Raw genomic sequence first — 23559 nt, 5'->3', positions numbered from 1 at the left:
AATGATTAATGCAAGTGGGTAATGAAGCGCTGGTTCTATCAGCGGTTGGGGTCATTGGTTTAGGTTGTCAGTGGTTGGCATGGCGATTGCGCTTACCAGCGATTTTATTTTTGCTGCTAGCTGGGTTGATTGTCGGGCCATTTATGCAGTGGTTAAATCCAGATGAGATTTTAGGGAGTTTGCTCTTTCCGTTGGTTTCATTGGCGGTTGCGGTGATTCTTTTCGAAGGCAGCTTGACCCTAAACTTTAAAGAAATTCGCGGTGTGAGTGGCTCAGTCTGGAGTATCGTTTCCATTGGGGCGATCATTTCGTGGGCAGCAACCAGTATTGCGACGCACTATTTCCTCGGTTTTACTTGGGAGCTCGCCATGTTGTTCGGCAGCTTAACCGTGGTCACAGGTCCGACGGTGATCGTGCCACTTCTTCGGACGGTAAGGCCTAACAGTACGCTTGCTAATATTTTGCGTTGGGAGGGGATCTTGATTGATCCACTCGGTGCGCTTTTTGTTGTGATGGTTTATGAGTTCATCGTATCGCACAGCGCGATAAATAGCGTCGAAGTGTTCGGGACGCTCATTGCCGTGGGCGTCATTCTTGGTGCGGCCTCCGGCGCAGCAGTCGCGACAATTATGCGCCGTGCGTGGCTACCGGAATACTTGCAACCATTTGCATTTTTGATGATCGTGCTTGGCGTATTTTCCGTCTCCAACCATATTGAGTCTGAAGCAGGATTACTCACGGTTACTGTAATGGGTATGTGGCTTGCCAACGCAAAGGGCATCAATATTCAACAAATTCTGCACTTTAAAGAGCACTTGACCATATTGCTGATCACCGGCCTATTTATTTTCCTTGCTGCACGCATCAGCTTGGATGATTTTGCTGCGCTGGGTAGTGGCGCGTTATTGCTGTTTGTATTTATGCAGTTGGTGTCGCGCCCGTTGTCGATTTTCCTCTCAACCATCCGCAGTAACTTGAGACTTAAAGATAAACTGTTTCTGTCTTGGGTTGCACCGCGCGGTATTGTCGCTGCCTCTATTTCGTCTCTTTTCGCGATCAAATTGACCGAGTACGGTATTGATGAAGCGATTTTACTGGTTCCTATGACCTTCATGGTGATCATCGGAACGGTTGTTTTACAAAGTGCAACGGCACGTCCTGTCGCATTGATGTTGGGCGTCGCGGAGCCATCGCCACGTGGCTTCTTGTTGATTGGTGCTAACCGAGTAGCCAGAGAAATTGGTCAAGCGTTGGCACGTTATGACCGCCGCATATTGATGACCGATTCTAACTGGGAGTACATCAGTCAAGTTCGTATGTTGGGGCTGGATTACTACTACGGAAATCCGATTTCTAGTCACGCAGATGACAATTTGAACCTGATAGGGGTGGGACAAGTCGTTGCATTAACGCCTGACCAGCATTTCAACATTATGGCTTGCATGCAATTTGTCGACGAGTTTGGTGAAGATAAAGTTCACTGCTTGCAAAAAGTGAAAACCAACGGCAATGGTAGCGAGAAGCACTCCGTGGCTCAGGAGTACCACGGTAAATTGCTGATGGGCGGTAACGTAAGCTATACCCAGCTGGCCAGTTTGTTGAGCCGCGGTGCAGAGATAAAACACACGAAGTTGAGCGACAACTTTACGTATCAAGACTATTTAGCGCACCACAAAGGGAACTCGGTAGTACCGTTGTTCCACGTTGAAGAAAAAGGGAAAATTCAATTCTGTGATGACCCTGAGCAGTTTGCTCCAACCACTACAAGCACCGTTGTGTCTCTGATTCTGTCAGAAAGCGCAAAGTAAATTAGAGAAGTATGCGGCTCATTTTTATCGTGGTGTCTCGCACGCTGATTACTTCAACTTGGTGAAACACTCGCCTGCTTGTTTAAAACAGAAGGCGAGTTTCTCTTCCTATAATGTCAGAGTAAGTCGTGATTCATTACTGGTTTCGGAAAAGTAATCTCGTGAATTCAGAAAATTCGCATTGACGTTACTGATAAGGATCGCAATACTGCGCGACTGTTTTACTTTAGGGTGACATTATGGCTCCGCAAACTAACCGAAAAGATTTACATCTAGACGCTGTTTTACATCATGACATGAGCATGAAGCATAAAACGGCGGGCTTTGAGTCTGTCGAGTTTGAACACTGCGCGCTGCCAGAATGTGACTTTCAGGCGATCGACCTTTCGACAGAGTTTCTTGGCCACCGACTGGCGCTGCCGTTTCTGATTAGCTCAATGACAGGTGGAGCAAAAGACGCAGAAGTGATCAATTGTCGTTTGGCTGAAGCTGCCAGTGAATTAGGCATTGCGATGGGCGTGGGTTCGCAGCGTATTAGCTTAGAAGAGCGCCAACACGCTGGTCTAGGCAAAACCATTCGTGATTTAGCCAAAGATGTGCCGCTTTATTCGAACCTTGGAGCCGCTCAATTGCGCGACAAAGGTAAACTTGATAATGCGCAGCGTGCGGTTGAATCCATTCAAGCGGATGCGTTGTTTGTACACGTAAACCCAATGCAGGAAGCGTTTCAGAAAAATGGCGACCATAATTGGATTGGGGTCTTACACGCTATCGAGCAGCTTAAATCTCGCGTGAATGTTCCGATCATTATCAAAGAAGTCGGTTTTGGTATAAGTGGTCACGTTGCGCAGCGATTGGTTGACGCCGGTGTGGATGCTATTGACGTAGCGGGCGCGGGTGGCACAAGTTGGAGCGCGGTTGAAGGCTATTGCCAAGATAACCCGAAAATGCAGCGTGCAGCCGAGCTTTTTCGAGATTGGGGTATCCCGACGGCAAAATGTTTGACTCAAATAAGAGCACAGCATCCTACATTACCTTTGATCGCCTCAGGTGGTGTGCATAACGGACTTGAAGCGGCGAAAGCCATACATTTGGGCGCCAATCTCGTTGGGCAAGCGGGCGCAGTCTTGAAAGCGGCTACCATAAGCACTCAAGCGGTGGTCGAGCACTTTGAGCAAATGGCGTTAGAGTTACGTTTATCATGTTTTGGCACGGGGTCTTCTAAGATCAGCGCATTAACGCAAGCGCGCAGCCTATAGGTGTTTATGGTGTCATTTACGCAGCTTGGCTCAATAATTTTTCGGTGTCTTAACACGTAGACTGATAATTTCGTTATAGTTGATATAAAAGTCACTTCAACAAGTGACTGCTTAGTTCAGACCGTTGAATGGGCATTTGTTGAAGCGATTGAGTTTTATTTTAATATTGTTTGCAACTGGAACCTTAAATTTATGAAAAAACTAGTCATGCTGATGTTGGCGGCTTCTGCTTTAACCGCTTGTAGTGATGAAGTGGGCACTGAAGGCTGGTGTAACGACATGCGCGATAAGCCAAAAACAGAATGGACAGCAGACAACGCAGTAGACTTTGCGAAGCACTGTGTTCTTCAAGATGGTGTGGGTAGCGAGCAATGGTGTGAGAACTTGAAAGATAAGCCAAAAGGTGACTGGAGTGCGAACGAAGCCACCAGCTTTACTAAGCACTGCATTTTCTAAGCACTACACTTTCTCAACACGGAGTCTCTCATTAAGAGCGATGACTGTGTTAGACAAAATATTAAGAAAACACCAAGCGTCTTGCTTGGTGTTTTTGCATCGACAATAGCTTGGGCTCTCACGTGCTGAGCACACCTATCTTTCCTCTGAGTAGAGTGTTTTACATTTTCGTTTCATTTTTGAAAACCTGTATTACCTGCCTTTAATTTTTCGCATTGCAGTGGCATGGTGTCGGTGTATTCGTCTAATTCAATTAGATTCATAACAAAAAGGGACTCAAATGGAAGTACTCAAAGGCTCATGTCTGTGTGGTAAGGTGAAATTGGAAGTGGCAGATGAATTCAAGTACATGGGAAATTGCCATTGCTCGGAATGTCGAAAATTTACTGGCTCTGACTATTCATCGGCGGGCGGTATTGCTCTAGATAAGTTGCTCATTATCCAAGGAAAAGAGGATATTCAAACTTATCAGAAAAGCGAAAATACCATGTTATGTTTTTGTCGCCATTGTGGATCGAGCCTGTATTCGAAAAAGAACAATGGGATTGTCAATATTCGCCTAGGTGTCTTGGATGATGCTCCATCCCACAAGCCAAATTTCCATATTTTTGTCGCGTCCAAAGCGCCGTGGCTTGAGATATCGGATAACCTGACTCAGTTTGAGGCCGGGCCCAAATAGAGTAGTAGCGGAAGAGAATTATTTAGTAACAGAGGGCGTTGCAATAAGTCTGCAACGCCCTCTGCGCTTTTATTTTTGAAATTAGAACAGAGATGATTATTTGGCGTCTTGCAGTTCTTCTAAGCCACCTGCATTGTGCAGATTCGTGAACCCTTGCGATTGCAAATATTGATACGCTTTACCAGAGCGGTTACCACTGCGGCAGTACAATACGATCGCTTGATCTTTATCGACGTCTTGGAAATGTTTATCAAGCTCAGATAGAGGGAAATTGACCGCATTGTCTAAATGCCCCTCAGAGAACTCTTGCGGCGTGCGTACATCGACAATCATTGCGCCTTTCTCAATCAGTTGCCACCCTTGCTCAGCACGCTCAGAAGCCGCAACGCTGAAAGAAAGCAAGCCAACGCACAATGTTGCAAGAAACAGAGATACGACCTTTTTCATTGTTTGATTATCCTTTTTAAGAGTATGTAACCACTCTAGATTTGATTGAACACATTTTCCATCATAAAGAGGTTTTAAGTGGCCGTGAATGTCAAAAGTTTCGATAGAAGATTTTATTCAATTCAATAAAAAATTTTTATGAAATCCACCTCTTGAACTCCAATTTTTCGACCTTATTATTCTCATCGAAAGCGAGCGGTCGACTCGCAAATCCATCTTGATGTTTATTCTGTCTTTTATTTTTGGTTCCAAGTAGGAGGCACTTAAAAATGAAAATTCGTCCTTTAAATGACAAGCTAATTGTTGAAAGACAAGAGGTGGAAAATAAATCTGAAGGGGGAATCGTTTTAACTTCTCAGTCGGTGAAAAAATCAAACCGCGGGAAAGTCATTGCTGTTGGTTTAGGTAAACGCCTTGAAAATGGCGAACGCGCTGCGATGGAAGTCAAAGTGGGTGACCAAATCATTTTCAATGACGGTTACGGCGTGAAAACCGAGAAAATTGACGGCGCAGAATACTTGATTCTGTCCGAATCTGATGTGTTAGCAATCGTTGAGTAATTATTTTTGTAGTAGTTTTTTGAGGAGATAATTATGGCTGCAAAAGACGTATTATTTGCTAATGACGCACGTCAAAAAATGCTGAAAGGTGTGAACTTACTGGCGGATGCAGTAAAAGTGACGCTAGGCCCGAAAGGCCGCAACGTTGTGCTTGATAAATCTTACGGCGCGCCAACCATTACCAAAGATGGTGTGTCTGTAGCGAAAGAAATCGAACTGAAAGACAAGTTCGAAAACATGGGCGCGCAAATGGTGAAACAAGTGGCGTCCAAAGCGAATGATGAAGCGGGTGACGGTACAACGACGGCTACTGTACTGGCGCAATCTTTCATCAACGAAGGTCTTAAAGCGGTAGCTTCTGGCATGAACCCAATGGACCTAAAACGTGGTATCGACAAAGCTACTGAAGCGGCGGTTGAGAAACTACGTGAAATGTCTAAGCCATGCAGCGACAAAGAATCCATCACCCAAGTGGGCAGCATTTCTGCAAATAGCGATCGCGCGATCGGTGAAATCATTGCAGAAGCGATGGAAAAAGTGGGTCGCAATGGCGTGATTACGGTTGAAGAAGGCCAAGGTCTAGACAACGAATTGTCTGTGGTTGAAGGTATGCAATTCGACCGCGGTTACTTGTCGCCATACTTCATTACTAACCAAGAAAATGGCAGCGTAGAGCTAGACAACCCTTACATCCTATTGGTGGACAAAAAAGTCAGCAGCATCCGCGAGCTATTGCCAGTGCTAGAAGAAGTGGCGAAATCTTCTCGCTCGCTATTGATCATTGCTGAAGACATCGAAGGTGAAGCGCTAGCGACATTGGTTGTGAACAACATGCGCGGCATCGTGCGTGCGACTGCGGTGAAAGCACCTGGTTTTGGTGACAACCGTAAAGCGATGATGGAAGACATTGCGGTACTAACCGCAGGTACGGTCATCTCTGAAGAAATCGGCCTAGAGCTTGAAAAAGCAACGCTAGAGCAACTAGGTAGTGCGAAGAAAGTGACCATCACCAAAGACACAACAACCATCGTGAGTGGCGCAGCAGAAGCAAGCGCGATTGCTGATCGTGTGGCTTCGATTGAAAAACAAATCGAAACAACCACTTCTCAATACGACAAAGACAAGCTTCAACAACGTGTTGCGAAGCTTTCTGGCGGCGTAGCGGTGATCAAGATCGGCGCTGCAACTGAAGTTGAGATGAAAGAGAAGAAAGACCGCGTGGACGATGCGCTACACGCTACTCGCGCAGCGGTTGAAGAAGGTATTGTTGCTGGTGGTGGTGTTGCCCTAACTAAGATCGCGAAAGAATTGGCGGATCTAAAAGGTGACAACGATGACCAAAACGTGGGTATCCGAGTTGCGCTACGTGCGATGGAAGAGCCTCTTCGTCAAATCGCAACCAACGCAGGTGACGAAGCTTCAGTCGTAGCGAATGCTGTCAAAGCGGGTGATGCCGATTACGGTTACAACGCTGCAACAGGTGAATACGGCAGCATGATCGAAATGGGTATCTTGGACCCTGCGAAAGTAACACGTTCAGCGCTTCAATTCGCGGCGTCTGTTGCTGGCTTGATGATCACGACTGAAGCGATGATCACCAACCACGTTGAAGACAAAGAACTTGATATCTAACGTTATCAATCGTTAGTGATTAAGTAGGCGTTAAAACAACAATAACATTGCAAAACCTAAGCGGGCTCGCTTGAGCCCGCGAATCAGTCATTTGAGGTAAGTGTTATGACCCGTTTACCTGCGTTTTCTTTCTCAATATCTGAGCCGGGCGGTAATGAAGCTTCGTCAACGTGGCCGACGGCTATTCACTTCCCCCTCGTTCCAGCTGGGCCAGAGTTTTCGATCGAAAATGCTCTGCCTAAACGTCCGACAGTGACGATATTCACTATCGATCTGTCTCAGTTACTTAAAGGGGACGCTCGGGTCATTCATTAACTGCATCGAAACAGCCAACGTAAGTTGGCTGTTTTTTTTCATTTCTGGGTGTAGGTCAAATTATTGATAATGTGAATCGTTTTCGTTTGATTGTCGCTACTTGTTCAATGTGTTAGCTTAAATTGGGACTGTTCCCAAGTAAGGTAATAAAATAATGAATAAGAAAATACTGCTTCCCTTAATGTTAGGGATTTCCGCTACTGCCGCTGCTTCTGATAACAAGGTTGTAGAAAGTGTCTTGATTGATGACATCGCGCTAGAAGGTTACGTGAAGAAAAGCTATGAGGTCGTGATGCAAAGCGAGCCTGAGCTTTTCCCGTACGCGTTTCGTGGTAGCCGTGTGCAAATGAAGTTACTGGTTGAGTTATTCCATAATTCAAAGAACGACAAAAAAGCGGCTCGCGTGATCACTCTAGGGAATGGTTATGTACCAGGTAATCCGGGTGTAAAACACACTTACGATGCTGCGATTGTGGACCGTTTTACTCAAAACTACCCAGTCGCGTTCGACTACAGTATCTATCAAGCTGGTGGCACGCCGGTATTTAGTGAGGATTACTCACCGCAAAACGAAGCCAATGATGTTTCCGTATCGACAACCACGGTTGCTCCGTCTATCGGCTTAACCGCGACTGCAACACCGGGCTCAGCACCAAGTTTTTCTGGCTCGTTGACGACCGACCTGGGTGTGGCTTATACGTCTCGCTACTCAAGTAAGGATTACGTCACCGCAGCCAAACCAAAGGCTTCCATGGAACGCGGTATGGGCGTTAAGTGGACCACCTCTCTTAGCCAAATTTACACCAACGACTACCAGTACTACGGTAAATGGGCGGGCGTTTACCACTACACAGGTTGTTCAAACGAAAACCTATTACCAGAAGAGAACTTGCCGCGTTTGATCTACGGTTTCAAACCGAAATTCCAGTACGTGTTCACACCAGAATTTGAGCGCGGAGAAGAGCCAAAAACGGAGATGATCGCACGAGCGGGCATGAAAGAAGTTGACGAAGGTTTCTCTCGCAATGCGTGTAACTGGTACGATCAAGGCACAACGAGCCACTACACTGAGGCGCAAATTCGCTTCACGATTGATTGGGATAAGCTCACCGTTATCACTCAATAAACGTTTCACTTATCAGACCTAAGGTTTGTGGATTGTAATGCGGCTCCAGTAGCCGCATTTTTTGTGTTCAAACTCTGACCGAAAACGTATTAAGCCTTTAAGCCCAGCATCGCGCCGAAAATGACCAAACCCGCCCCACATATTTGATTGAGTCGATGCTTAATCTTCAACAAGAAGGCTTGTAATTGGGGGGACGTGAGTAAAACTGCAACGATAGAAAACCAAATGCCGTGCAGCGCAATCATATAAATCCCGTAAAACAAGGCGATATGTTGCTGACTAGAATCGGGAGAAATCACTTGGCTAAAAATACTCAGAAAAAACAGCATCGTCTTAGGATTGAGTAAATTACACAGAAATCCCTGCATGAAAAAACGCCACATTGAATGCTCGCTCTGTTGAATGGTTTCTGAGTTTGACGCAGGCTGCGAGGAGAATATTCCTTTAATCCCAAGGTAGACAAGATAAGCAGCCCCAAGATAGCGCACGAGATTAAACAACCATTCATTTTGTGAAATTAAGTAACTGATCCCCAGCATGGAGTAAGCGATGTGGATGCTTATCGCCATGCTGATACCAATCGCACTGTACACGCCAGCTTCTCGTCCTTGATTTAAACTGTTTCTTAATACCAAAACAAAGTCTGCGCCAGGGCTAATGACAATAAGCACACCCAATAGCGCAAGAGTTACAAATTCCATATCGGTTTCCTGTTTGAATGATGAAGTCTGTGATGTAGCGGAATTGTAGGCGTCTTTGTTACTGACTATAATCGAAAAATATTCCCATATTGGTGAGAAAAACTCACAGATGCGCCACCTAAAATCTTTCTATGTCTTTCACGTTGCGGCGAGCTCTTCAAGCTACACTGAAGCGGCTGAAAAACTGAACATCACCCACGGAGCCGTGAGTAAGCAGATAAAGCAACTTGAGCAATATCTGTCGCAACCTTTGTTTTTGAAAGAGGGCAGGAAAGCCGTGTTGACGGCAGAAGGTGAATTACTCAAGACATACACAAAAACGGCATTCCAAACGCTAGAAACAGGCGTGAATACACTCATTCAAGAAAAGCATCAGCATCTTGAAGTGTCTTGTGAACCGACATTAACCATGCGTTGGTTGATGCCAGGCTTGCTGCGTTTAATGATGAACACCGTGCTGATGTTCGTTTGTCGACGGCTGGAGGCCCGGTAACATTAGGATCGACAGGGCTTTCGATGGCGATTCGTCGAGACGATTTTGCTCAGCAGCACGATTACAACAAAACCATTCTTGTGGAAGAGTGGGTGGGGCCAGTATTTTCTCCTGAGTATTGGCAATCCATTCAAGACGATTTGGATGCAGTTCGATTGTTGAATAGCCAAACTAGACCGCATGCTTGGGCGGATTGGCAGCAATCAACACGTTGTGAAACCTTCAACGGCAACACTCAGCAATCATTTGCGCATTTTTATTTTTGCATACAAGCCGCGGTGGATGGCTTAGGCGCGGCGATGGGATCGTATCCTTTTGTTATGGACGATATTAAGCGCGGTAATTTGGTCGCGCCATTTGGTTTTGTGCTATCAGGTTGCAATTATGTTTTATTGAGCCAAGATAAAAAGCGTACAGAACTCGAACATAAATTCATCACGTGGTTACAAACGCAAATGGTAGAGTGTGTTCCACTACCATCGCAGCAAAATACGCAAGGCGAATAGAAGGCGTAGAGCGTGATTACGTCAGTCAGTTTGATGGAAAAGGGCTTAGGAAATTGGAAATGGAAAACCTCAATATTATTGAAATCAAATCATTTGTTCCAGCGATAGATTACGCGCTCTCAAAACGTTTTTATGAAGCGATAGGCTTTGATATGGCGTCAGACTTCGGTGATGTGGCGTACTTCTCTCAAGGCAGTTGCGCGTTTCTTTTACAGAATTTTTATGAGCCAGAACACGGCAACAACTTCATGATGCATTTGCTCGTCGAAGACGCAGAAAGCTGGCATCAGCATTTATCCAAAGTAGGTCATGAGGAATTTGGTTCGCGTTTAACTGAGCTGGTCGAGCAACCTTGGGGTATGCGCGAATGTTGTTTGTTTGACCCTAGTGGCGTTTTATGGCGAATCGGTCAGAATATGAATACTGATTAACGCCAGTCCTCTTTTCACCACATCTATATCGCGCAGGTATTGAGATCTCGATACCTGCGCGTTTTTGTTTTTTGCTTAACCTTGCCAACGTTTCTCGCGCACTCACGCCTTTTTAGAGGTGGTGTGTGATGGACTGACCCCAAAAAGCTCCTCAAGCAGCATGGCTTTGAGTTCTGCTCTGACTTCTGCCCCACCGATTAACGCCAAGAGTGCGAGTCCACCTGGTATGAGAATCACCATCAATATTGGTCTTAAAATATAAGAAAAGCAGAATATGGTTGGCAAGAAAATCAATCCTTGGCCTAGTTTGTTTAATACGTACATGAGCGATTCCTTTTATTTTTATATGAAATTGAGCGTGCTCATTTTTTATAATTGAGCGTGCTCAATTTGTCAATATCAGCCGCTCAAGGTATGATCCTTTCAGGCTCATTAAGCAGATACATCAATGACGAAGCGACAACAAACCAGAGACAAAATCCTAAAAGCCGCGTGGGCATCTTTTGCTCAGAATGGCTATGACATGACGACCACAAGGCAGATTGCGAGAGAAGCAGGAGTCGCCGATGGTACGGTGTTCAGCCACTTCCCGACCAAACTGTCGATTTTGCGCGAAGGGATGCTGACGCAACTGCAACAGATCAGCCAAGAGACGCTAGTCAGTGTGGAAGGTAAGACAGATATCGACATTGGTTTGGCGCTGACGGAGAAATACTATCGCTACTATTTTGCGAACGTCGAGTTGAGCCGAGCCTTGTTGAAAGAGGTGATTTGGGATTTGGATTATTACCAGTCGTTTAACCAAGCTTTGTTTCAATCTGCGAGCGTAAGTTCTGTTCTTGAAGACAAAATGCCGTTGATTTTTGACTGCTACTTCATGACGCTAATCGCACATTTAAGCCGAGCAGAACCGGATGTTGAAGCCGCGCTTACAGATCTTCATGCTAAGTTTCAGCAAATCATTGCGACTGCATAACATGGCCCCAACGCAGGAGCTGAAAGAATATACTGCCTGTCATTTTATTTGCTGGACTCCCATTTTCTCGTTTCAGTTGGCGTCTCACCAAATAGCCGCTTGTAGCTTTGACTGAACTGCCCGAGATGGAAAAAACCAAAGTCAAAAGCGATTTCTGCAATTGTTCGATTATCTTCAGGGCATTGTAGCACTCTGCGTACTTGATTCAGGCGCATTCGATGTATGAACTGCTTTGGGGAAGTATTACAGCAATGTTCAAAGGTGTACTGCAGTGTGCGACGACTGACGTATACTGCGTCACACAGTTCACTGACGGTTATCGGTGTACGGTAGTCTAGATCCTGTAGCTGTTGTTTTATACGGCGCATCACATGCTGACGATGAGAGATTGATATCGGGTGGCTTGCGCTTGGTGAACTGATTGAGAACAGTTCGAGTACGATGTCTTTTAAAACCACCTGATGTGTGCTGTCAGACCATCGCGATTCAGTGGGACCGAGTAAAGTACCCAAGTAGAATTTAAGTTGTTGAATGTGCTTTTCTGTTAGTCCCGCTAAGTGCGGTGTGTTGCAGCCGATACCGTCTAACTCGAGCTGTTTTTCTATGATTTGAACCAGTTTTCTGTCGAGTACTATCCCATAGATAGAAAACTGTTCAGGTGTCATTAACTCAAAATCTGCACCACCTTGTCTAAGCAAAAGCTGGCTTGCATTAAACTGGCTGTGATTTAGGTGTAGCGGTTTATTTTCCGCACTCAAACCCAACCAAATACCTCCCTGTTCAACCCTGCATTGCTGTCTTAGTGAGCGGTTACTGTCTTCACGAAATACATGGAAATTGGGAAATCGTCGTTCTCGAATTTGACCTAAAAATCGGCCATCGCTGAGTTGATCGTATTCCTGTTGCCAGTTTATTAGGCTTGCAGCTTGTTGGTTTGCATCCTTTGTGTGATGGATGCACAGCATTGGTGCGGTTTGGGGTGTTTGGTCACTCATCCTTGTGATGCTCATTCCTTTTTTGTGAGTCATGTTGGAGCAGTTTTTATGTAACTCATTGTTTATTAGTGTTTTATAAATGTTGCCAGTTTTTGATAACGCTACGGAACACATTTGGCAATACTTTCTTAAAGCTTATTGATAGTTCAGCAAAAAGCGAACCAAATAGTGAAGAGGAAGAGCAATGACGGCAACTTATCGTCGGCAACAAGGCAGTAAAGTCTATACCTTTAAGTCATTAGCTGACTTGATGGCGAAAGCGACACCGGAGCGATCAGGCGATGCGTTAGCCGGGGTTTGTGCTCAGTCAGCGGCAGAACGTGTAGTCGCACAAATGGCGCTGTCTGAGTTACCACTTAAAACGTTTCTTAACGAAGCGGTTATTCCATACGAAAGCGACGATATCACTCGCCTAATTATCGATACGCATGACCTTGAAGCCTTTAAACCGATTGAGCACTTGACGGTCGGAGATTTTCGAAATTGGCTGCTGAGTGAAGAAGCCGATGGTGAAACGTTGGCTAAAATTCGTCAAGGTTTAACACCAGAAATGGTGGCCGCAGTCAGTAAGATTATGCGCAACCAGGATTTGATTCTCGTTGCTAAAAAATGCCAAGTTGTCACGGCTTTTCGGAATACGATTGGTTTGCCGAGTCGCCTGTCTACTCGCTTACAGCCGAATCATCCCACTGATTCTCTCAATGGTATCGCAGCGACCATTTTTGATGGTCTGATGTACGGAAATGGCGACGCGGTTATCGGTATCAATCCGGCAACAGATAATGTGCCTCAAGCTATCAAGTTAATGAACTTAATGGATGAGGTGATTCAACACTATCAAATACCGACTCAGTCTTGTGTGTTAACTCATGTCACGAACACGATCGAAGCCATTGAAATGGGTGCACCAGTCGATCTCGTTTTTCAGTCGATAGGCGGCACGCAAGGAACGAATGATACCTTCGGAATCGACTTGTCGATTTTGAAAGAGGCACATGAAGCAGCATTGTCTTTGAATCGAGGTAGCGTAGGAAACAATGTGATGTATTTTGAAACCGGACAAGGTACAGCGTTGTCTGCGAATGCATTTCATGGGGTCGATCAACAGACTTGCGAAGCTCGTGCTTATGCTGTCGCGAAACAGTTCGATCCTTTGTTGGTTAATACAGTCGTTGGGTTCATTGGCCCAGAGTACCTGTTTGATGGCAAACAGATCATTCGTGCTGGGCTTGAAGATCATTTCTGTGGGAAGCTGCTTGGTTTACCTATGGGTTGCGACATCTGTTACACCAATCATGCCTATGCCGATCAGAATGACATGGATAATTTGCTGACACTGTTAGGTGTGGCTGAGTGCTCTTTCATCATGGGTATTCCAGGGTCTGATGACATCATGCTCAACTATCAAACTACCTCATTTCACGATGCCCTTTACGCAAGAAAAGTACTCGGTCTGAAGCCAGCTCCAGAGTTTGAACAATGGTTAATGGAGATGCAAATTTTCGAGAGCGTGCAAGACGTTCGGTTAAGTGAGCAAATCTCTCGCTCGTTTTCGGGAGCAATTAACCAACTGAATAAGAGGTATTCTCATGGGTAAAGTAATCACCATTGCTCAGTCCCCACAAGATGAGTCTGAAGTTGTCACACACAACCCGTGGGGCAAGTTACGCGACTTCACCTCTGCTCGGATCGCTCTGGGTCGTAGCGGGAACAGTGTACCAACCAACGAGTTACTCTCATTTCAGCTGGATCATGCCCAAGCTATGGATGCAGTGCATTGCAGTTTGAATATTGAGTCTCTCGTTGCTGGTTTGTCGGACTCTTACTCGATTCTTGAAAATACCTTAGAGCCTCCAGTGGTAGTGAGCAGCCAAGTGAGTGATCGGCTTATGTACCTGCAAAGGCCCGATTTAGGAAGGCAGCTCGATGAATCTTCTTGGCAAACGCTCAACTCGATAGCAAAGGAACATAACACTGACATTGATCTTGCGATTGTTATTGCTGATGGACTTTCTTCCGTCGCAATTCAAAACCATGCCGTGCCTGTTGTTACTCGATTGATTTCTCTTTTAAGCGCTGATGATGAACATCAATGGAAATTCGCACCTATCACAATCGTAAAGCAAGGAAGAGTAGCGGTAGGGGATGATGTTGGTGAATGTTTTAACGCTAAGGCCGTGCTGGTTTTAATTGGAGAGAGGCCAGGTCTAACTTCTCCGGATAGCATGGGTATGTATCTCACTTGGGGGGCTAAACGAGGCTCTAAAGATTCCCAAAGAAACTGCATTTCCAATGTGCGCCCTCAGGGGCTCAATTATGACGATGCCTGTGAACGCGCATTTTACTTGCTCAAGGAGGCTCGAAAATTACAACTGTCAGGAGTGAACCTGAAAGATCGCTCCGACATCAATGAGCCAGGTGGCGCAAGCGTTGAAGATAAACACAGCGACAACTTTTTAATTTCATCAAAGTAGAAGGATTTACTATGTCTAAACATCAGGAGTACTTGGCCAAAAGGCAGCTAAAAAGAGGCACCGCAGGTTGGATTTTACTTGCTGGCTTAGGTGTCTCGTATGTTATATCTGGTGACTTCGCCGGTTGGAACTTTGGCATCGCTCAAGCAGGATGGGGAGGCTTTCTTATTGCTGCTATCGCGATGGCAGTAATGTATTTCACGCTAGTATTGTCTTTAGCTGAAATGTCTGCGGCGATTCCTGCTGCGGGTGGTGGTTACAGCTTCGCAAGACAGGCGATGGGGCCGACAGGTGGCTTTCTCACTGGCTTATCAGTTTTGATTGAATATGCGCTCGCGCCTGCTGCGATAGTAATTTTTATTGGCTCAGCAGTGAATGAATTGGTTGGTATCGATGGCCCTGTTGTTTACGCACTTTTCTACGCCGTCTTTATCGCTATTCATATGGCAGGGGTTGGCGAAGCTCTCAAAGTAATGATGGTCATCAGCGGTTTGGCTGTGTTAGCCATTCTCATTACTGCTGGTGTGCTTATTGGTCACTTTGATGTGAATAACTTATTCGATATTGCTCCGGCGACGGCTCAGGCAACAGAAATCTTGCCGTTTGGGTGGTATGGCGTATGGGCGGCGTTGCCATTTGCAATGTGGTTGTTTCTTGCGGTTGAAGGTGTACCTTTAGCTGCAGAGGAGGCAAAAAATCCGGCAAAAGATGTTCCAAAAGGCATCATTGGTGCGATGTTGTTTTTATTACTAACCGCAACTCTGGTAGTCGTTCTTTTGGCTGGTGCGGTTGGTTCAAAGGTCATAGGCGATAGCGCGGTGCCATTAGTTGACGCGCTGAAGCTTACAGGCAATTCAACGATAGCAATGGCCGTGAACTTACTTGGATTGGCAGGTCTTATCGCTTCTTTCTTCTCTATCATTTATGGTTACAGTCGCTTGGTGTTTGCGCTTTCCCGCGCGGGTTATTTGCCGCAAACTTTGTCATTAACCAGTGACAAAAAAGTGCCTTCTCGTGCGCTTTTGGTTCCGGGAGTTTTTGGGTTCTTGGTTTCTCTTACGGGGGAGGGGGACTTAATCTTGGCGATGGCTGTTGTCGGTGCGACGGTATCGTACGCATTAATGTCCTTGAGCCATATTTTATTGCGAATTAAACAGCCGGAGTTAGCTCGCCCATATAAAACGCCTGGCGGGATAATTACTTCGAGTATTTCTCTGGTGCTTTCTTTGATCGCAATGACAGGTGTTTATGCTTTTGATCCCTCAGCCTTTTTCATGACAATGGGATTGTTTCTTATCGGTGGTGTTTATTATGGGTTGTACAGCCGCAACAAATTGGTGGCAGCAACCGCCGAGGAAGAGTTTGCCATGCTTTCTGTTGCAGAATTAGAGCTTGAATCAGATGTAGCACGATAGCCATTTCAATTCTTGTTCGCCACTACATCAAGGGAGCCATAGGCTCCCTTTGTCATTTCTATCAAAAGTGCATAGCGCACAAATGCATCACTTTAACTTTATAAGTGGTTAATCATGTGAAAGTCTAGTCTGGATAACTATGGAGCATAGCCACCACTGGTATAGGTTAAGTTTTCAAGGAAGGATCATGAAAAACAACGCATTTAATACACTTTTGGGAACAGAGTTACCGATTATTCAAGCGCCAATGGCCGGCGTGCAAGACAGCCAAATGACCATAGCTGTCAGTAATGTTGGCGGGCTTGGCTCGTTACCTTGTGGAATGCTGAATAAAGACGCCATCGTTAAAGAACTTCAACTTATTCAACAGGCGACCAATCGACCGTTCAACCTCAACTTCTTTTGCCATGAAATGCCGGAATACGACGCCAACAAGCACGAAGAGTGGCAAAAAACGCTGCAACCGTATTTTTCTGAAGTTGGTGCAACCGTACAGGCTCAGCCAAACGCTCCGACAAGGATGCCTTTCAATTATGATATTGCTGACGCGATTGAATCATTTGCACCGCCAGTGATCAGTTTCCACTTTGGTTTGCCTGCCGATGACTTGTTAGCGCGAATTAGAGGCTGGGGAGGGAAGATCCTTTCGACAGCGACCACAGTGGATGAAGCACTGTGGCTGGAAGCAAAAGGCGTTGACGGCATTATCGCTCAAGGCTTGGAGGCTGGTGGACACCGAGGCATGTTTTTATCGGATGATTTATCTACTCAATTAGGCTTGATGGCGTTGTTACCGCAAATCGTCAAGCGCGTGAATTTACCTGTTATTGCAGCAGGAGGAATTGCCGATAAAAGCGGTGTTGAAGCCGCGCTAAAGTTAGGAGCAAGTGCCGTGCAGGTTGGCAGTGCCTATTTGTTGTGTGATGAGGCGAAAACATCGTCTTTACATCGATATGCCATTGCTAGTGAACGCGCGCAACATACCGCTGTGACCAATGTTTTCTCGGGCCGACCAGCGAGAGGTATTGTGAATCGCGCGATGTCGGAGCTAGGTTACATCTGTGAGTCTGCGCCGAAATTCCCATATGCTTCCATTGAAATGACTCAGTTAAGAGCGCTTATGGAGAAGCAAAACCGAGATGAATTTACGCCGTTGTGGTGCGGACAAAATTCGTCGGGTTGCAAAGAAATTTCGGCGGCAGAAATGACACTGTCATTAGTGGAAGGGATTGATTTGAATTGACTTATTCGATAATAAATAGAGCCCTTTGGGGGAAAGGGCTCTTAGGGGGAGGAGCTTAAGGTTTAAGCTTTCACAAGAGTCGCTGCGTTACGCATCGCTTCTTTCGTTGAACACTCAACAACGTTTGCTTTTGCAAAGCGGTGAGCGTCTTTTACTTGGATATCGTGAGCTAGAATAACCAGCTTCGCGTTTGCTACATCTAGGTCAGTGATGCGGTTCTGGATACCGTTTTGACCTTGAGTTTCTACTTTGATTTTCAGACCTGCTGCTGCACCTGCTTTCTCTAGTGCTTTCGCTGCCATGAATGTGTGTGCTACGCCAGATGGGCAACATGTTACTGCTACGATGTCGTACTCGCCTTCGCCTGCTGCTGGAGCCGCTTGAGCTTGTGCAGGTGCTGCTTCAACGATTTCGTCTTCTGCTTCTTCTTCAGCAACTGGTTTCCAGAAGCCAACGATAACTGCTGTTGTTAGTGAGCCTAGTGCGATACCCACAACGTACATTGGGATGTTGCTTGATACAGGTGCTGTGATTAGACCGCCCCATGGTGCGTGTAGTAGTACGTCTGTTAGGAAGCCGAACACACAGCCAACGATACCACCAGCAACGATTGAAGGAAGAACGCGTACAGGGTCGTTTGCTGCGAATGGGATAGCACCTTCAGAGATACCGATAGAACCCATGATTGCTGCTGCTTTGCCTGCTTCTTGCTCTTGCTTAGTGAACTTCTTCTTGAATAGGAATGTTGCTAGTGCCATACCTAGAGGAGGCGTACAGATTGCGATACCAACACCACCCATTAGCCATGGTTGAGTATCAACTTGAGTTTGAGCGAATAGCGTTGCTACTTTATTGATTGGACCGCCCATATCGAATGCAGTCATACCACCAAGAATCGTACCTAGAACCACTTTAGAAGCGCCAGCCATCGAAGCAAGAAATTCGTTCATAGAAGCCATGAAGATCTTGATTGGCTCACCGATACCCCAAAGAACGATACCTGCAGAGATAAGCGTACCAACAAGCGGGTAGATAAAGTAAGCGCCCAAGGCAGTCATGTTAGCAGAAAGAGGGATCTTCTTAAGTTGTAGAACTACACCACCAGCGATAAAACCAGCGACGATACAACCTAGGAAGCCGCCGCCCATGTCAGCCATGATGCCAGAAGAGATCATCGCTGGCGCTAGTGCTGGTTTGTCTGCAATTGAGTAACCGATGAAGCCACCAAGAATAATTGGGAACAGCACCAGACCTTTAATACCGATATTAGAAATATCCGCCAATAAACCGTCCGCAGGAACCGCACCTTTACCTGATGCCATTACCGCCAGCGCCAGTAGTACACCACCCGCAACGATAAATGGAAGCATGTGAGAAGTACCGAATAAAAGGTGACCTTTCATGGTACTTAGGAGTTTTTTGAAATCGCTATTATTGCTAGCTTGAGCTGTGATTGTACTCATAATTTCACGCCTTATGAATTAATTAAAATATTTAGTATTTGGTTTTCGTCTTTTGCGTTATGAATATCTTCAATAAACTCTTCGCTAAATTTTCCGAATAATTCTTGAAGAACATAAATATGGTGGTCGGTACCGTTATCAGGTGAAGCAATCATGAAGAATACGGTTGGTTTGACTCCCTCTTCGTCGCCATACTCGATGCCTTCGTGCTTTACGCCAACGGCGATTGCAGGCTCTGTAACCGCTTTGCTTTTTGCGTGTGGGTAGGCGATGCCGTCCATTGAAGTCACGCTTAATGCTTCACGTGCTTCGATGTCGGTTAAAAAAGCTTCTTTGCTACTGATTCGATTATTTTCGAATAGCATCTTTGCTAGCTCTTCAAAGACTTCTTTTTTATTATTTGCTTGAGAGTTGCCGTTAATTAAATTGACGTTTGTTAGTTCTGTAATCATTTTGTGACTCATTGGTACTGAAGTAATGAGTCAAATTTAATTAATGAAGTGGTTTTCGGAAATAGTAAAAAAAAACCAATAACTATACTTTTGTATCACTCAATCTTAAGTGTGATAGCCGTCATTAATAATGCGGAATATTATAAAATTTATTATGTGATTTATATTCCAGTTATTTTGAAATAAATAACTGGACATGAAAATGAACTGGAGGAGGATCAATAGCCCTGGTTAGGATGCAAAAAGAGGCGTTGCGCCTCTTAGTTTTGAGATAATAGAAACAGTGATAAAAGCTGGCCATTAATTTCTATATTTATGCAGCAAATCTAACGGGATATGGCAGTAGTCGTTTGGAAAGCGCGTGAGTCGGTCTTGGTGCTCATCATCACTTGGCACGTAGTTTGTGAGTGGCAGCACTTCTACGGCGATTTTATCGGCATCCGGTCTTGCTGCGATAAACGCTTTAGCAATAGTTAGGTGTTGCTCGTTTTGGCTATAAACACCGGTACGGTACTTTTCACCTACGTCTTCACCTTGCTTGTTAACGCTGTGCGGGTCGATGATCTCAAACAGATACCCCATCAAAGTTTCAACCGAAACCAGCTCAGGGTCGAATTGGGTTTTCACGCATTCTGCGTAACCATCGTATTCGGATTGAGTGTTATCCGTCGTGCCATTTGCTCGTCCTGCTTCGGTGCCGATTACGCCGGGAAGGTGGCGCATAAATTCTTGAACGCCCCAAAGGCAGCCGCCTGCGAAGTAAATCTCTTCCATCATTTTATCCTGTAAAACTTTGCGCCATTATGGACATCACTTTCGCTCAAACACAACTCCAACCATAGATTTAATGACTCATCGATGAGCAGTTCGGACATAAAACAGGAACAACTCGGTGATGATTTGCTCTCTTTTTTGTGCTGCTTTTCCTCGTTAGATTGAGCGCAGTTAAGAGCTAAGGGGAACCCTAATGAAAATTGAACATATCGCGATTTGGACAGAACGTTTGGAAGAGTTAAAAGCCTTCTATGAGAAATATTTTAACGCGGTGTCTAACGATAAATACCACAACCCAACTAAGCAGTTTTCATCTTACTTTCTTTCGTTTGAAAGTGGAGCGCGATTGGAGTTAATGTCGATGGAAGGTGTGACCGCTTGTGAAAAATCTCATGCGATGCAGGTAACAGGATTAGCACACTTTGCCTTCGCTTTAGGATCAGAGCAGGCGGTGGATCAATTAACCAAAACCTTAGTAGATGATGGCTACCAATGGATCGACGGTCCGAGACAAACGGGTGATGGTTACTACGAAAGCTGCGTATTAGATCCGGATGGCAACCGTCTAGAGCTTACGGTGTAACGCGACTTAGCTTATTTCTATCGTTCACAGGCTGCTTTCATATGAAAGTGTTCGGGCGTATACTGCAAGCTCATTAATAAGGAGTGAGCCTGTGAACCCAAGACAAAATGAAATCCTGCAATTAGTGAATGATCGTAAACGCGTTCAAGTCACGGAGCTTTCTGACATTATCGGTGTGTCGGGCGTGACCATCAGGCAGGATTTGAATTTTCTGGAGCAACAGGGCTATCTAAAGCGCGTACACGGCGCAGCTACCGCATTGCAAAGTGATGATATTGATACCCGATTAGAAGTCCGTTTCGATATTAAACAATCACTTGCAAATAAAGCGGCGGACTTGGTATCACCAAACGAAACCGTATTGATCGAGGGCGGCAGTGCTAATGCGCTCTTGGCTCGCACTTTAGCTGAACGCGGCGATGTGACCATCATTACTCCATCGGCGTACATCGCCCATCTCATCCGGAACACCTCAGCTAACATCATCTTGCTTGGTGGTGTGTATCAGCATCAAGGTGAGAGCCTCGTTGGCCCGCTCACCAAACTCTGTATTGAGAACATTCACTTCAGCACGGCTTTCTTGGGTATAGACGGATTTCACCAAGACACTGGTTTTACTAGCCGAGACATGATGCGTGCCGACATCGCAGAGGCCATTCTGGCAAAGAATAGACGTAACATCGTACTGACGGACTCCAGTAAGTTTGGACAGATTTATCCTTCTTCAATTGGAAATACCAACGAAATATCGGTGTTGTTAACCGACAAAGCCGCTCCGAAAAGCGACCTTGAGCAAATCAAAAAGCTAGGTGTGGAAGTGGTGTTGGGGTAAGTACTAATTGCTCTCCGACCATACTGCGAATTCATTTCCACTTGGTTCGGTGAAGTGGAATCGGCAGCCGCCGGGAAATTCGAAAATAGGGCGGATAATTTTTCCACCATGCTGCTCAACTTTTATCTGCGTGGCCTGAATATCTGAGCTATAAAACACTAAAAGTGCGCCACCATTTGCGGTTTGGTTTACAAACTCAGATTTGAAGAATCCGCCATCTAACCCTTGTCCTGAAAATGCAGAGTATTCAGGACCATAATCGATAAAGGTCCAGTCAAAGGTACGCTCAAAAAATTGTTTTGTAGCGTTAATATTGGTGGAACCAAATTCAACGTAATTCAATTTTTCATGTTGATGCATAGTGAAATCCTTCTCGGTTACTATCGTCTCTAGGCGAATTTTTCTACGATGATGTCATCCGCTTTTTCGACAAATAATGCGCCTTGATCCTTGAGCTCTGTAAGCACATTTTCAACATTATCAGGCAGTACTGCGCGAGTTGAAGCAAGGTTGACCACCACATTGTAGCCAAGATCCAGTGCTTGCATGACGGATTTCTTCACACAAAAATCTAGCGCGAGACCACCGATCACTAGGGTATCAACCCCGTTGAATTTTAGAAATTCATGTGCGCCTGTCGTTTTAGTATCGGCAATGTCATGGAAGAAAATACCGTAAGGATGCGCATCAGGATCCATGCCTTTATTAACTTGAAAATCATAGTCCAAAACAGGTGGTAAACCGTCTAAAAGTTCTGAACCTGTTGTGCCAAGCACACAATGGCGGTTCCATTTTATATCCACATTGGGTAGACCGACGGGTTCAAGCATGTTGGCTGGTGTTTCTGCATCCCATTTTGCTTTCGGTGGGTGCAAGTCACGGCTCACCAGTTTTAATCGGCCTTTGGCATGATTACTCAGAAGCTCCGGTACGATTTCCAACGCACCTGCAACGGGTAGTTCATTTGGACATAACTCACTAAAGCCTTTCTCTGGATCAACGTCGATCACTGCTGTAGTTTGATAGTTTACTCGAACAGTCATGGCAGACTCCTTGTCTGTCTGATTGCCTGCGTTTATCCACGCAAACAGTTTTGAAAAAAGGTTACTTCGTCGCTGGTCAGCGTATATACCATTGCGGGTTTTCCACCTTTGCCTTTGTTGGTAGAAGCGACTTTATTGGTGGGTTTTAGTACGCCTGAATCTATCAAGCGGCGCTTAATCGTCATTCGGCTAATATCAATACCAAACTCTTGATAAGCAGAAATGATGTCGGCAACCAAAAACTCTTTGTCTAATGCAAACAAAAGAACCGATGTGTATTCAATGGATGCACGAAGCTTCTGCCACGCTTTTTCAATGGTTTTTTGATGGTCAAACGCGAGGGGCTCCTCTCCATTGAGTATAGCCTGTAGCGAAAACCATTTAAGTTGGCACTCTGGTACACCTGCATTGTTGATTTGCTCTACATTGTTACGATCGACCAAGGCGTAGTGCGTAATGTTTAAGCTCCAGTCTTCTGGATCGCGCTTTGGATCACCGTCGATAAACGCTTCGCTAAAATGACGAGGGTAGGTATGGATTTTCTCGCGGCAAATTCGGCGACGCGCCGCCTCAAAGTTTTCATCGGCCGGGCGTCCTCCTTCACTGGTTAAGTCTTTATCAAAGACAAATCCGCCCGGTAGTGCCCAGACTCCATGGTATGGCCGATTTGGATTTGAACGTTTAATCAACAACACTTCCAATCCCTTATCGGCACAGCCTGATAGCCTGAATGGAATAATGTCGACAGATACGATCATGGTTGGGTCCTAATATTGATTTGTAAGTAATCTAGCGCATAACAAGTGGTCAATCAATGGGTAAGTAACGAGTTGTGCGAAACGTTTTTGGTAGTGCTTCATAGTACGCCTTGAGTATAAATCTACGAATGAATCTGA

Annotated in this window: 26 protein-coding genes and 1 pseudogene; 17 read left to right on the top strand and 10 right to left on the bottom strand. The window is 45.4% G+C overall.

All coding sequences use genetic code 11. From position 1 onward, the window contains the following. Positions 1-8 precede the first annotated feature (8 nt). The 4 genes from ACZ5ZC_RS02175 to ACZ5ZC_RS02160 all read left to right on the top strand — a co-directional run bounded on the left by ACZ5ZC_RS02175 (position 9) and on the right by ACZ5ZC_RS02160 (position 4202). Positions 9-1808 (top strand): cation:proton antiporter, encoded by a 1800-nt coding sequence (locus ACZ5ZC_RS02175; protein ID WP_464931720.1) that lies wholly within the window; start codon positions 9-11, stop codon positions 1806-1808. A gap of 239 nt (positions 1809-2047) precedes the next feature. Beyond that, on the top strand, positions 2048-3067 hold the full coding sequence (gene fni / locus ACZ5ZC_RS02170; RefSeq protein ID WP_065645655.1) for a type 2 isopentenyl-diphosphate Delta-isomerase: 1020 nt from the start codon (positions 2048-2050) through the stop codon (positions 3065-3067). 192 nt (positions 3068-3259) lie between these two features. Next, positions 3260-3523: a DUF3012 domain-containing protein gene (locus ACZ5ZC_RS02165; protein ID WP_005395285.1), complete on the top strand. Its 264-nt coding sequence runs from the start codon at positions 3260-3262 to the stop codon at positions 3521-3523. 280 nt (positions 3524-3803) lie between these two features. Next, complete coding sequence (locus ACZ5ZC_RS02160) at positions 3804-4202, top strand: GFA family protein (protein WP_005395284.1); 399 nt, start codon at positions 3804-3806, stop codon at positions 4200-4202. A gap of 96 nt (positions 4203-4298) precedes the next feature. Here the strand turns inward: ACZ5ZC_RS02160 and ACZ5ZC_RS02155 are convergent, their stop codons facing one another. Continuing rightward, positions 4299-4649 (bottom strand): rhodanese-like domain-containing protein, encoded by a 351-nt coding sequence (locus ACZ5ZC_RS02155; RefSeq protein ID WP_065645657.1) that lies wholly within the window; start codon positions 4647-4649, stop codon positions 4299-4301. A 269-nt stretch (positions 4650-4918) separates the two neighbouring features. Here ACZ5ZC_RS02155 and ACZ5ZC_RS02150 point away from each other — a divergent pair, with 269 nt between their 5' ends. From ACZ5ZC_RS02150 to ACZ5ZC_RS02135, 4 genes are all read left to right on the top strand, one after another. Further along, on the top strand, positions 4919-5209 hold the full coding sequence (locus ACZ5ZC_RS02150; RefSeq protein ID WP_005373989.1) for a co-chaperone GroES: 291 nt from the start codon (positions 4919-4921) through the stop codon (positions 5207-5209). A 33-nt stretch (positions 5210-5242) separates the two neighbouring features. Further along, a complete protein-coding gene (gene groL / locus ACZ5ZC_RS02145) occupies positions 5243-6841 on the top strand; it encodes a chaperonin GroEL (protein WP_054866927.1) in 1599 nt (532 codons plus the stop codon). Between the two features lie 105 nt (positions 6842-6946). Further along, a complete protein-coding gene (locus ACZ5ZC_RS02140) occupies positions 6947-7156 on the top strand; it encodes a hypothetical protein (RefSeq protein ID WP_005464025.1) in 210 nt (69 codons plus the stop codon). Positions 7157-7310: 154 nt separating this feature from the next. Beyond that, entirely contained in the window at positions 7311-8282 is a 972-nt protein-coding gene (locus ACZ5ZC_RS02135) for a leukocidin family pore-forming toxin (RefSeq protein WP_025629352.1), read from the top strand. Positions 8283-8371: 89 nt separating this feature from the next. On the opposite strand, the gene ACZ5ZC_RS02130 is transcribed toward ACZ5ZC_RS02135, so the two are convergent. Next, on the bottom strand, positions 8372-8983 hold the full coding sequence (locus ACZ5ZC_RS02130) for a LysE family translocator (protein WP_316685155.1): 612 nt from the start codon (positions 8981-8983) through the stop codon (positions 8372-8374). A 109-nt stretch (positions 8984-9092) separates the two neighbouring features. On the opposite strand from ACZ5ZC_RS02130, the pseudogene ACZ5ZC_RS02125 reads away from it, so the two are divergent. Beyond that, positions 9093-9982 (top strand): annotated as a pseudogene (locus ACZ5ZC_RS02125) (LysR family transcriptional regulator). Positions 9983-10041: 59 nt separating this feature from the next. After that, entirely contained in the window at positions 10042-10413 is a 372-nt protein-coding gene (locus tag ACZ5ZC_RS02120) for a VOC family protein (RefSeq protein ID WP_054866928.1), read from the top strand. 102 nt (positions 10414-10515) lie between these two features. On the opposite strand, the gene ACZ5ZC_RS02115 is transcribed toward ACZ5ZC_RS02120, so the two are convergent. Next, the gene (locus ACZ5ZC_RS02115) at positions 10516-10737 is read right to left on the bottom strand and encodes a hypothetical protein (protein WP_005481464.1); all 222 of its coding nucleotides are present in this window, start codon (positions 10735-10737) and stop codon (positions 10516-10518) included. A gap of 124 nt (positions 10738-10861) precedes the next feature. Here ACZ5ZC_RS02115 and ACZ5ZC_RS02110 point away from each other — a divergent pair, with 124 nt between their 5' ends. Beyond that, on the top strand, positions 10862-11389 hold the full coding sequence (locus ACZ5ZC_RS02110) for a TetR/AcrR family transcriptional regulator (RefSeq protein WP_464931719.1): 528 nt from the start codon (positions 10862-10864) through the stop codon (positions 11387-11389). Between the two features lie 44 nt (positions 11390-11433). On the opposite strand, the gene ACZ5ZC_RS02105 is transcribed toward ACZ5ZC_RS02110, so the two are convergent. Next, entirely contained in the window at positions 11434-12384 is a 951-nt protein-coding gene (locus ACZ5ZC_RS02105) for a helix-turn-helix domain-containing protein (RefSeq protein WP_464931718.1), read from the bottom strand. Between the two features lie 184 nt (positions 12385-12568). Here ACZ5ZC_RS02105 and ACZ5ZC_RS02100 point away from each other — a divergent pair, with 184 nt between their 5' ends. From ACZ5ZC_RS02100 to ACZ5ZC_RS02085, 4 genes are all read left to right on the top strand, one after another. Continuing rightward, positions 12569-13981, top strand: coding sequence for an ethanolamine ammonia-lyase subunit EutB (locus ACZ5ZC_RS02100; protein ID WP_464931717.1), 1413 nt, complete (start codon positions 12569-12571; stop codon positions 13979-13981). After that, positions 13974-14858: an ethanolamine ammonia-lyase subunit EutC gene (gene eutC, locus ACZ5ZC_RS02095; protein WP_464931716.1), complete on the top strand. Its 885-nt coding sequence runs from the start codon at positions 13974-13976 to the stop codon at positions 14856-14858. The genes ACZ5ZC_RS02100 and eutC overlap by 8 nt, the downstream gene beginning before the upstream one ends. 11 nt (positions 14859-14869) lie before the next feature. After that, positions 14870-16273 (top strand): ethanolamine permease, encoded by a 1404-nt coding sequence (eat, locus tag ACZ5ZC_RS02090; RefSeq protein ID WP_464931715.1) that lies wholly within the window; start codon positions 14870-14872, stop codon positions 16271-16273. A 187-nt stretch (positions 16274-16460) separates the two neighbouring features. After that, entirely contained in the window at positions 16461-17516 is a 1056-nt protein-coding gene (locus ACZ5ZC_RS02085) for an NAD(P)H-dependent flavin oxidoreductase (RefSeq protein WP_464931714.1), read from the top strand. Positions 17517-17578: 62 nt separating this feature from the next. Here the strand turns inward: ACZ5ZC_RS02085 and ACZ5ZC_RS02080 are convergent, their stop codons facing one another. The 3 genes from ACZ5ZC_RS02080 to ACZ5ZC_RS02070 all read right to left on the bottom strand — a co-directional run bounded on the left by ACZ5ZC_RS02080 (position 17579) and on the right by ACZ5ZC_RS02070 (position 20205). Continuing rightward, on the bottom strand, positions 17579-18979 hold the full coding sequence (locus ACZ5ZC_RS02080; RefSeq protein WP_152813424.1) for a PTS fructose transporter subunit IIBC: 1401 nt from the start codon (positions 18977-18979) through the stop codon (positions 17579-17581). A gap of 11 nt (positions 18980-18990) precedes the next feature. Next, complete coding sequence (locus ACZ5ZC_RS02075; protein WP_054866932.1) at positions 18991-19431, bottom strand: PTS sugar transporter subunit IIA; 441 nt, start codon at positions 19429-19431, stop codon at positions 18991-18993. Between the two features lie 300 nt (positions 19432-19731). Further along, positions 19732-20205, bottom strand: coding sequence for a peptide-methionine (S)-S-oxide reductase (locus ACZ5ZC_RS02070; protein ID WP_464931807.1), 474 nt, complete (start codon positions 20203-20205; stop codon positions 19732-19734). Between the two features lie 193 nt (positions 20206-20398). On the opposite strand from ACZ5ZC_RS02070, the gene ACZ5ZC_RS02065 reads away from it, so the two are divergent. Together ACZ5ZC_RS02065 and ACZ5ZC_RS02060 are read left to right on the top strand one after the other, a co-directional pair. Next, positions 20399-20788, top strand: a complete 390-nt coding sequence (locus tag ACZ5ZC_RS02065) for a VOC family protein (RefSeq protein WP_005429448.1) — start codon at positions 20399-20401, stop codon at positions 20786-20788. Between the two features lie 91 nt (positions 20789-20879). Next, on the top strand, positions 20880-21620 hold the full coding sequence (locus tag ACZ5ZC_RS02060; protein ID WP_053808097.1) for a DeoR/GlpR family DNA-binding transcription regulator: 741 nt from the start codon (positions 20880-20882) through the stop codon (positions 21618-21620). 3 nt (positions 21621-21623) lie between these two features. On the opposite strand, the gene ACZ5ZC_RS02055 is transcribed toward ACZ5ZC_RS02060, so the two are convergent. From ACZ5ZC_RS02055 to ACZ5ZC_RS02045, 3 genes are read right to left on the bottom strand one after another with little or no spacing between them, the layout of a single operon-like run. Further along, on the bottom strand, positions 21624-21980 hold the full coding sequence (locus ACZ5ZC_RS02055) for a VOC family protein (protein WP_054866935.1): 357 nt from the start codon (positions 21978-21980) through the stop codon (positions 21624-21626). 29 nt (positions 21981-22009) lie between these two features. Next, on the bottom strand, positions 22010-22663 hold the full coding sequence (locus ACZ5ZC_RS02050) for an isochorismatase family protein (RefSeq protein WP_048624734.1): 654 nt from the start codon (positions 22661-22663) through the stop codon (positions 22010-22012). A gap of 32 nt (positions 22664-22695) precedes the next feature. Continuing rightward, positions 22696-23421: an NUDIX domain-containing protein gene (locus ACZ5ZC_RS02045; RefSeq protein ID WP_048624735.1), complete on the bottom strand. Its 726-nt coding sequence runs from the start codon at positions 23419-23421 to the stop codon at positions 22696-22698. Positions 23422-23559 lie beyond the last annotated feature (138 nt).

It is taken from the genome of Vibrio sp. JCM 18905 (assembly GCF_055393305.1).
Note: the sequence above shows the minus strand (reverse complement) of the source record. Positions and strands in the feature narration are given on the sequence as shown.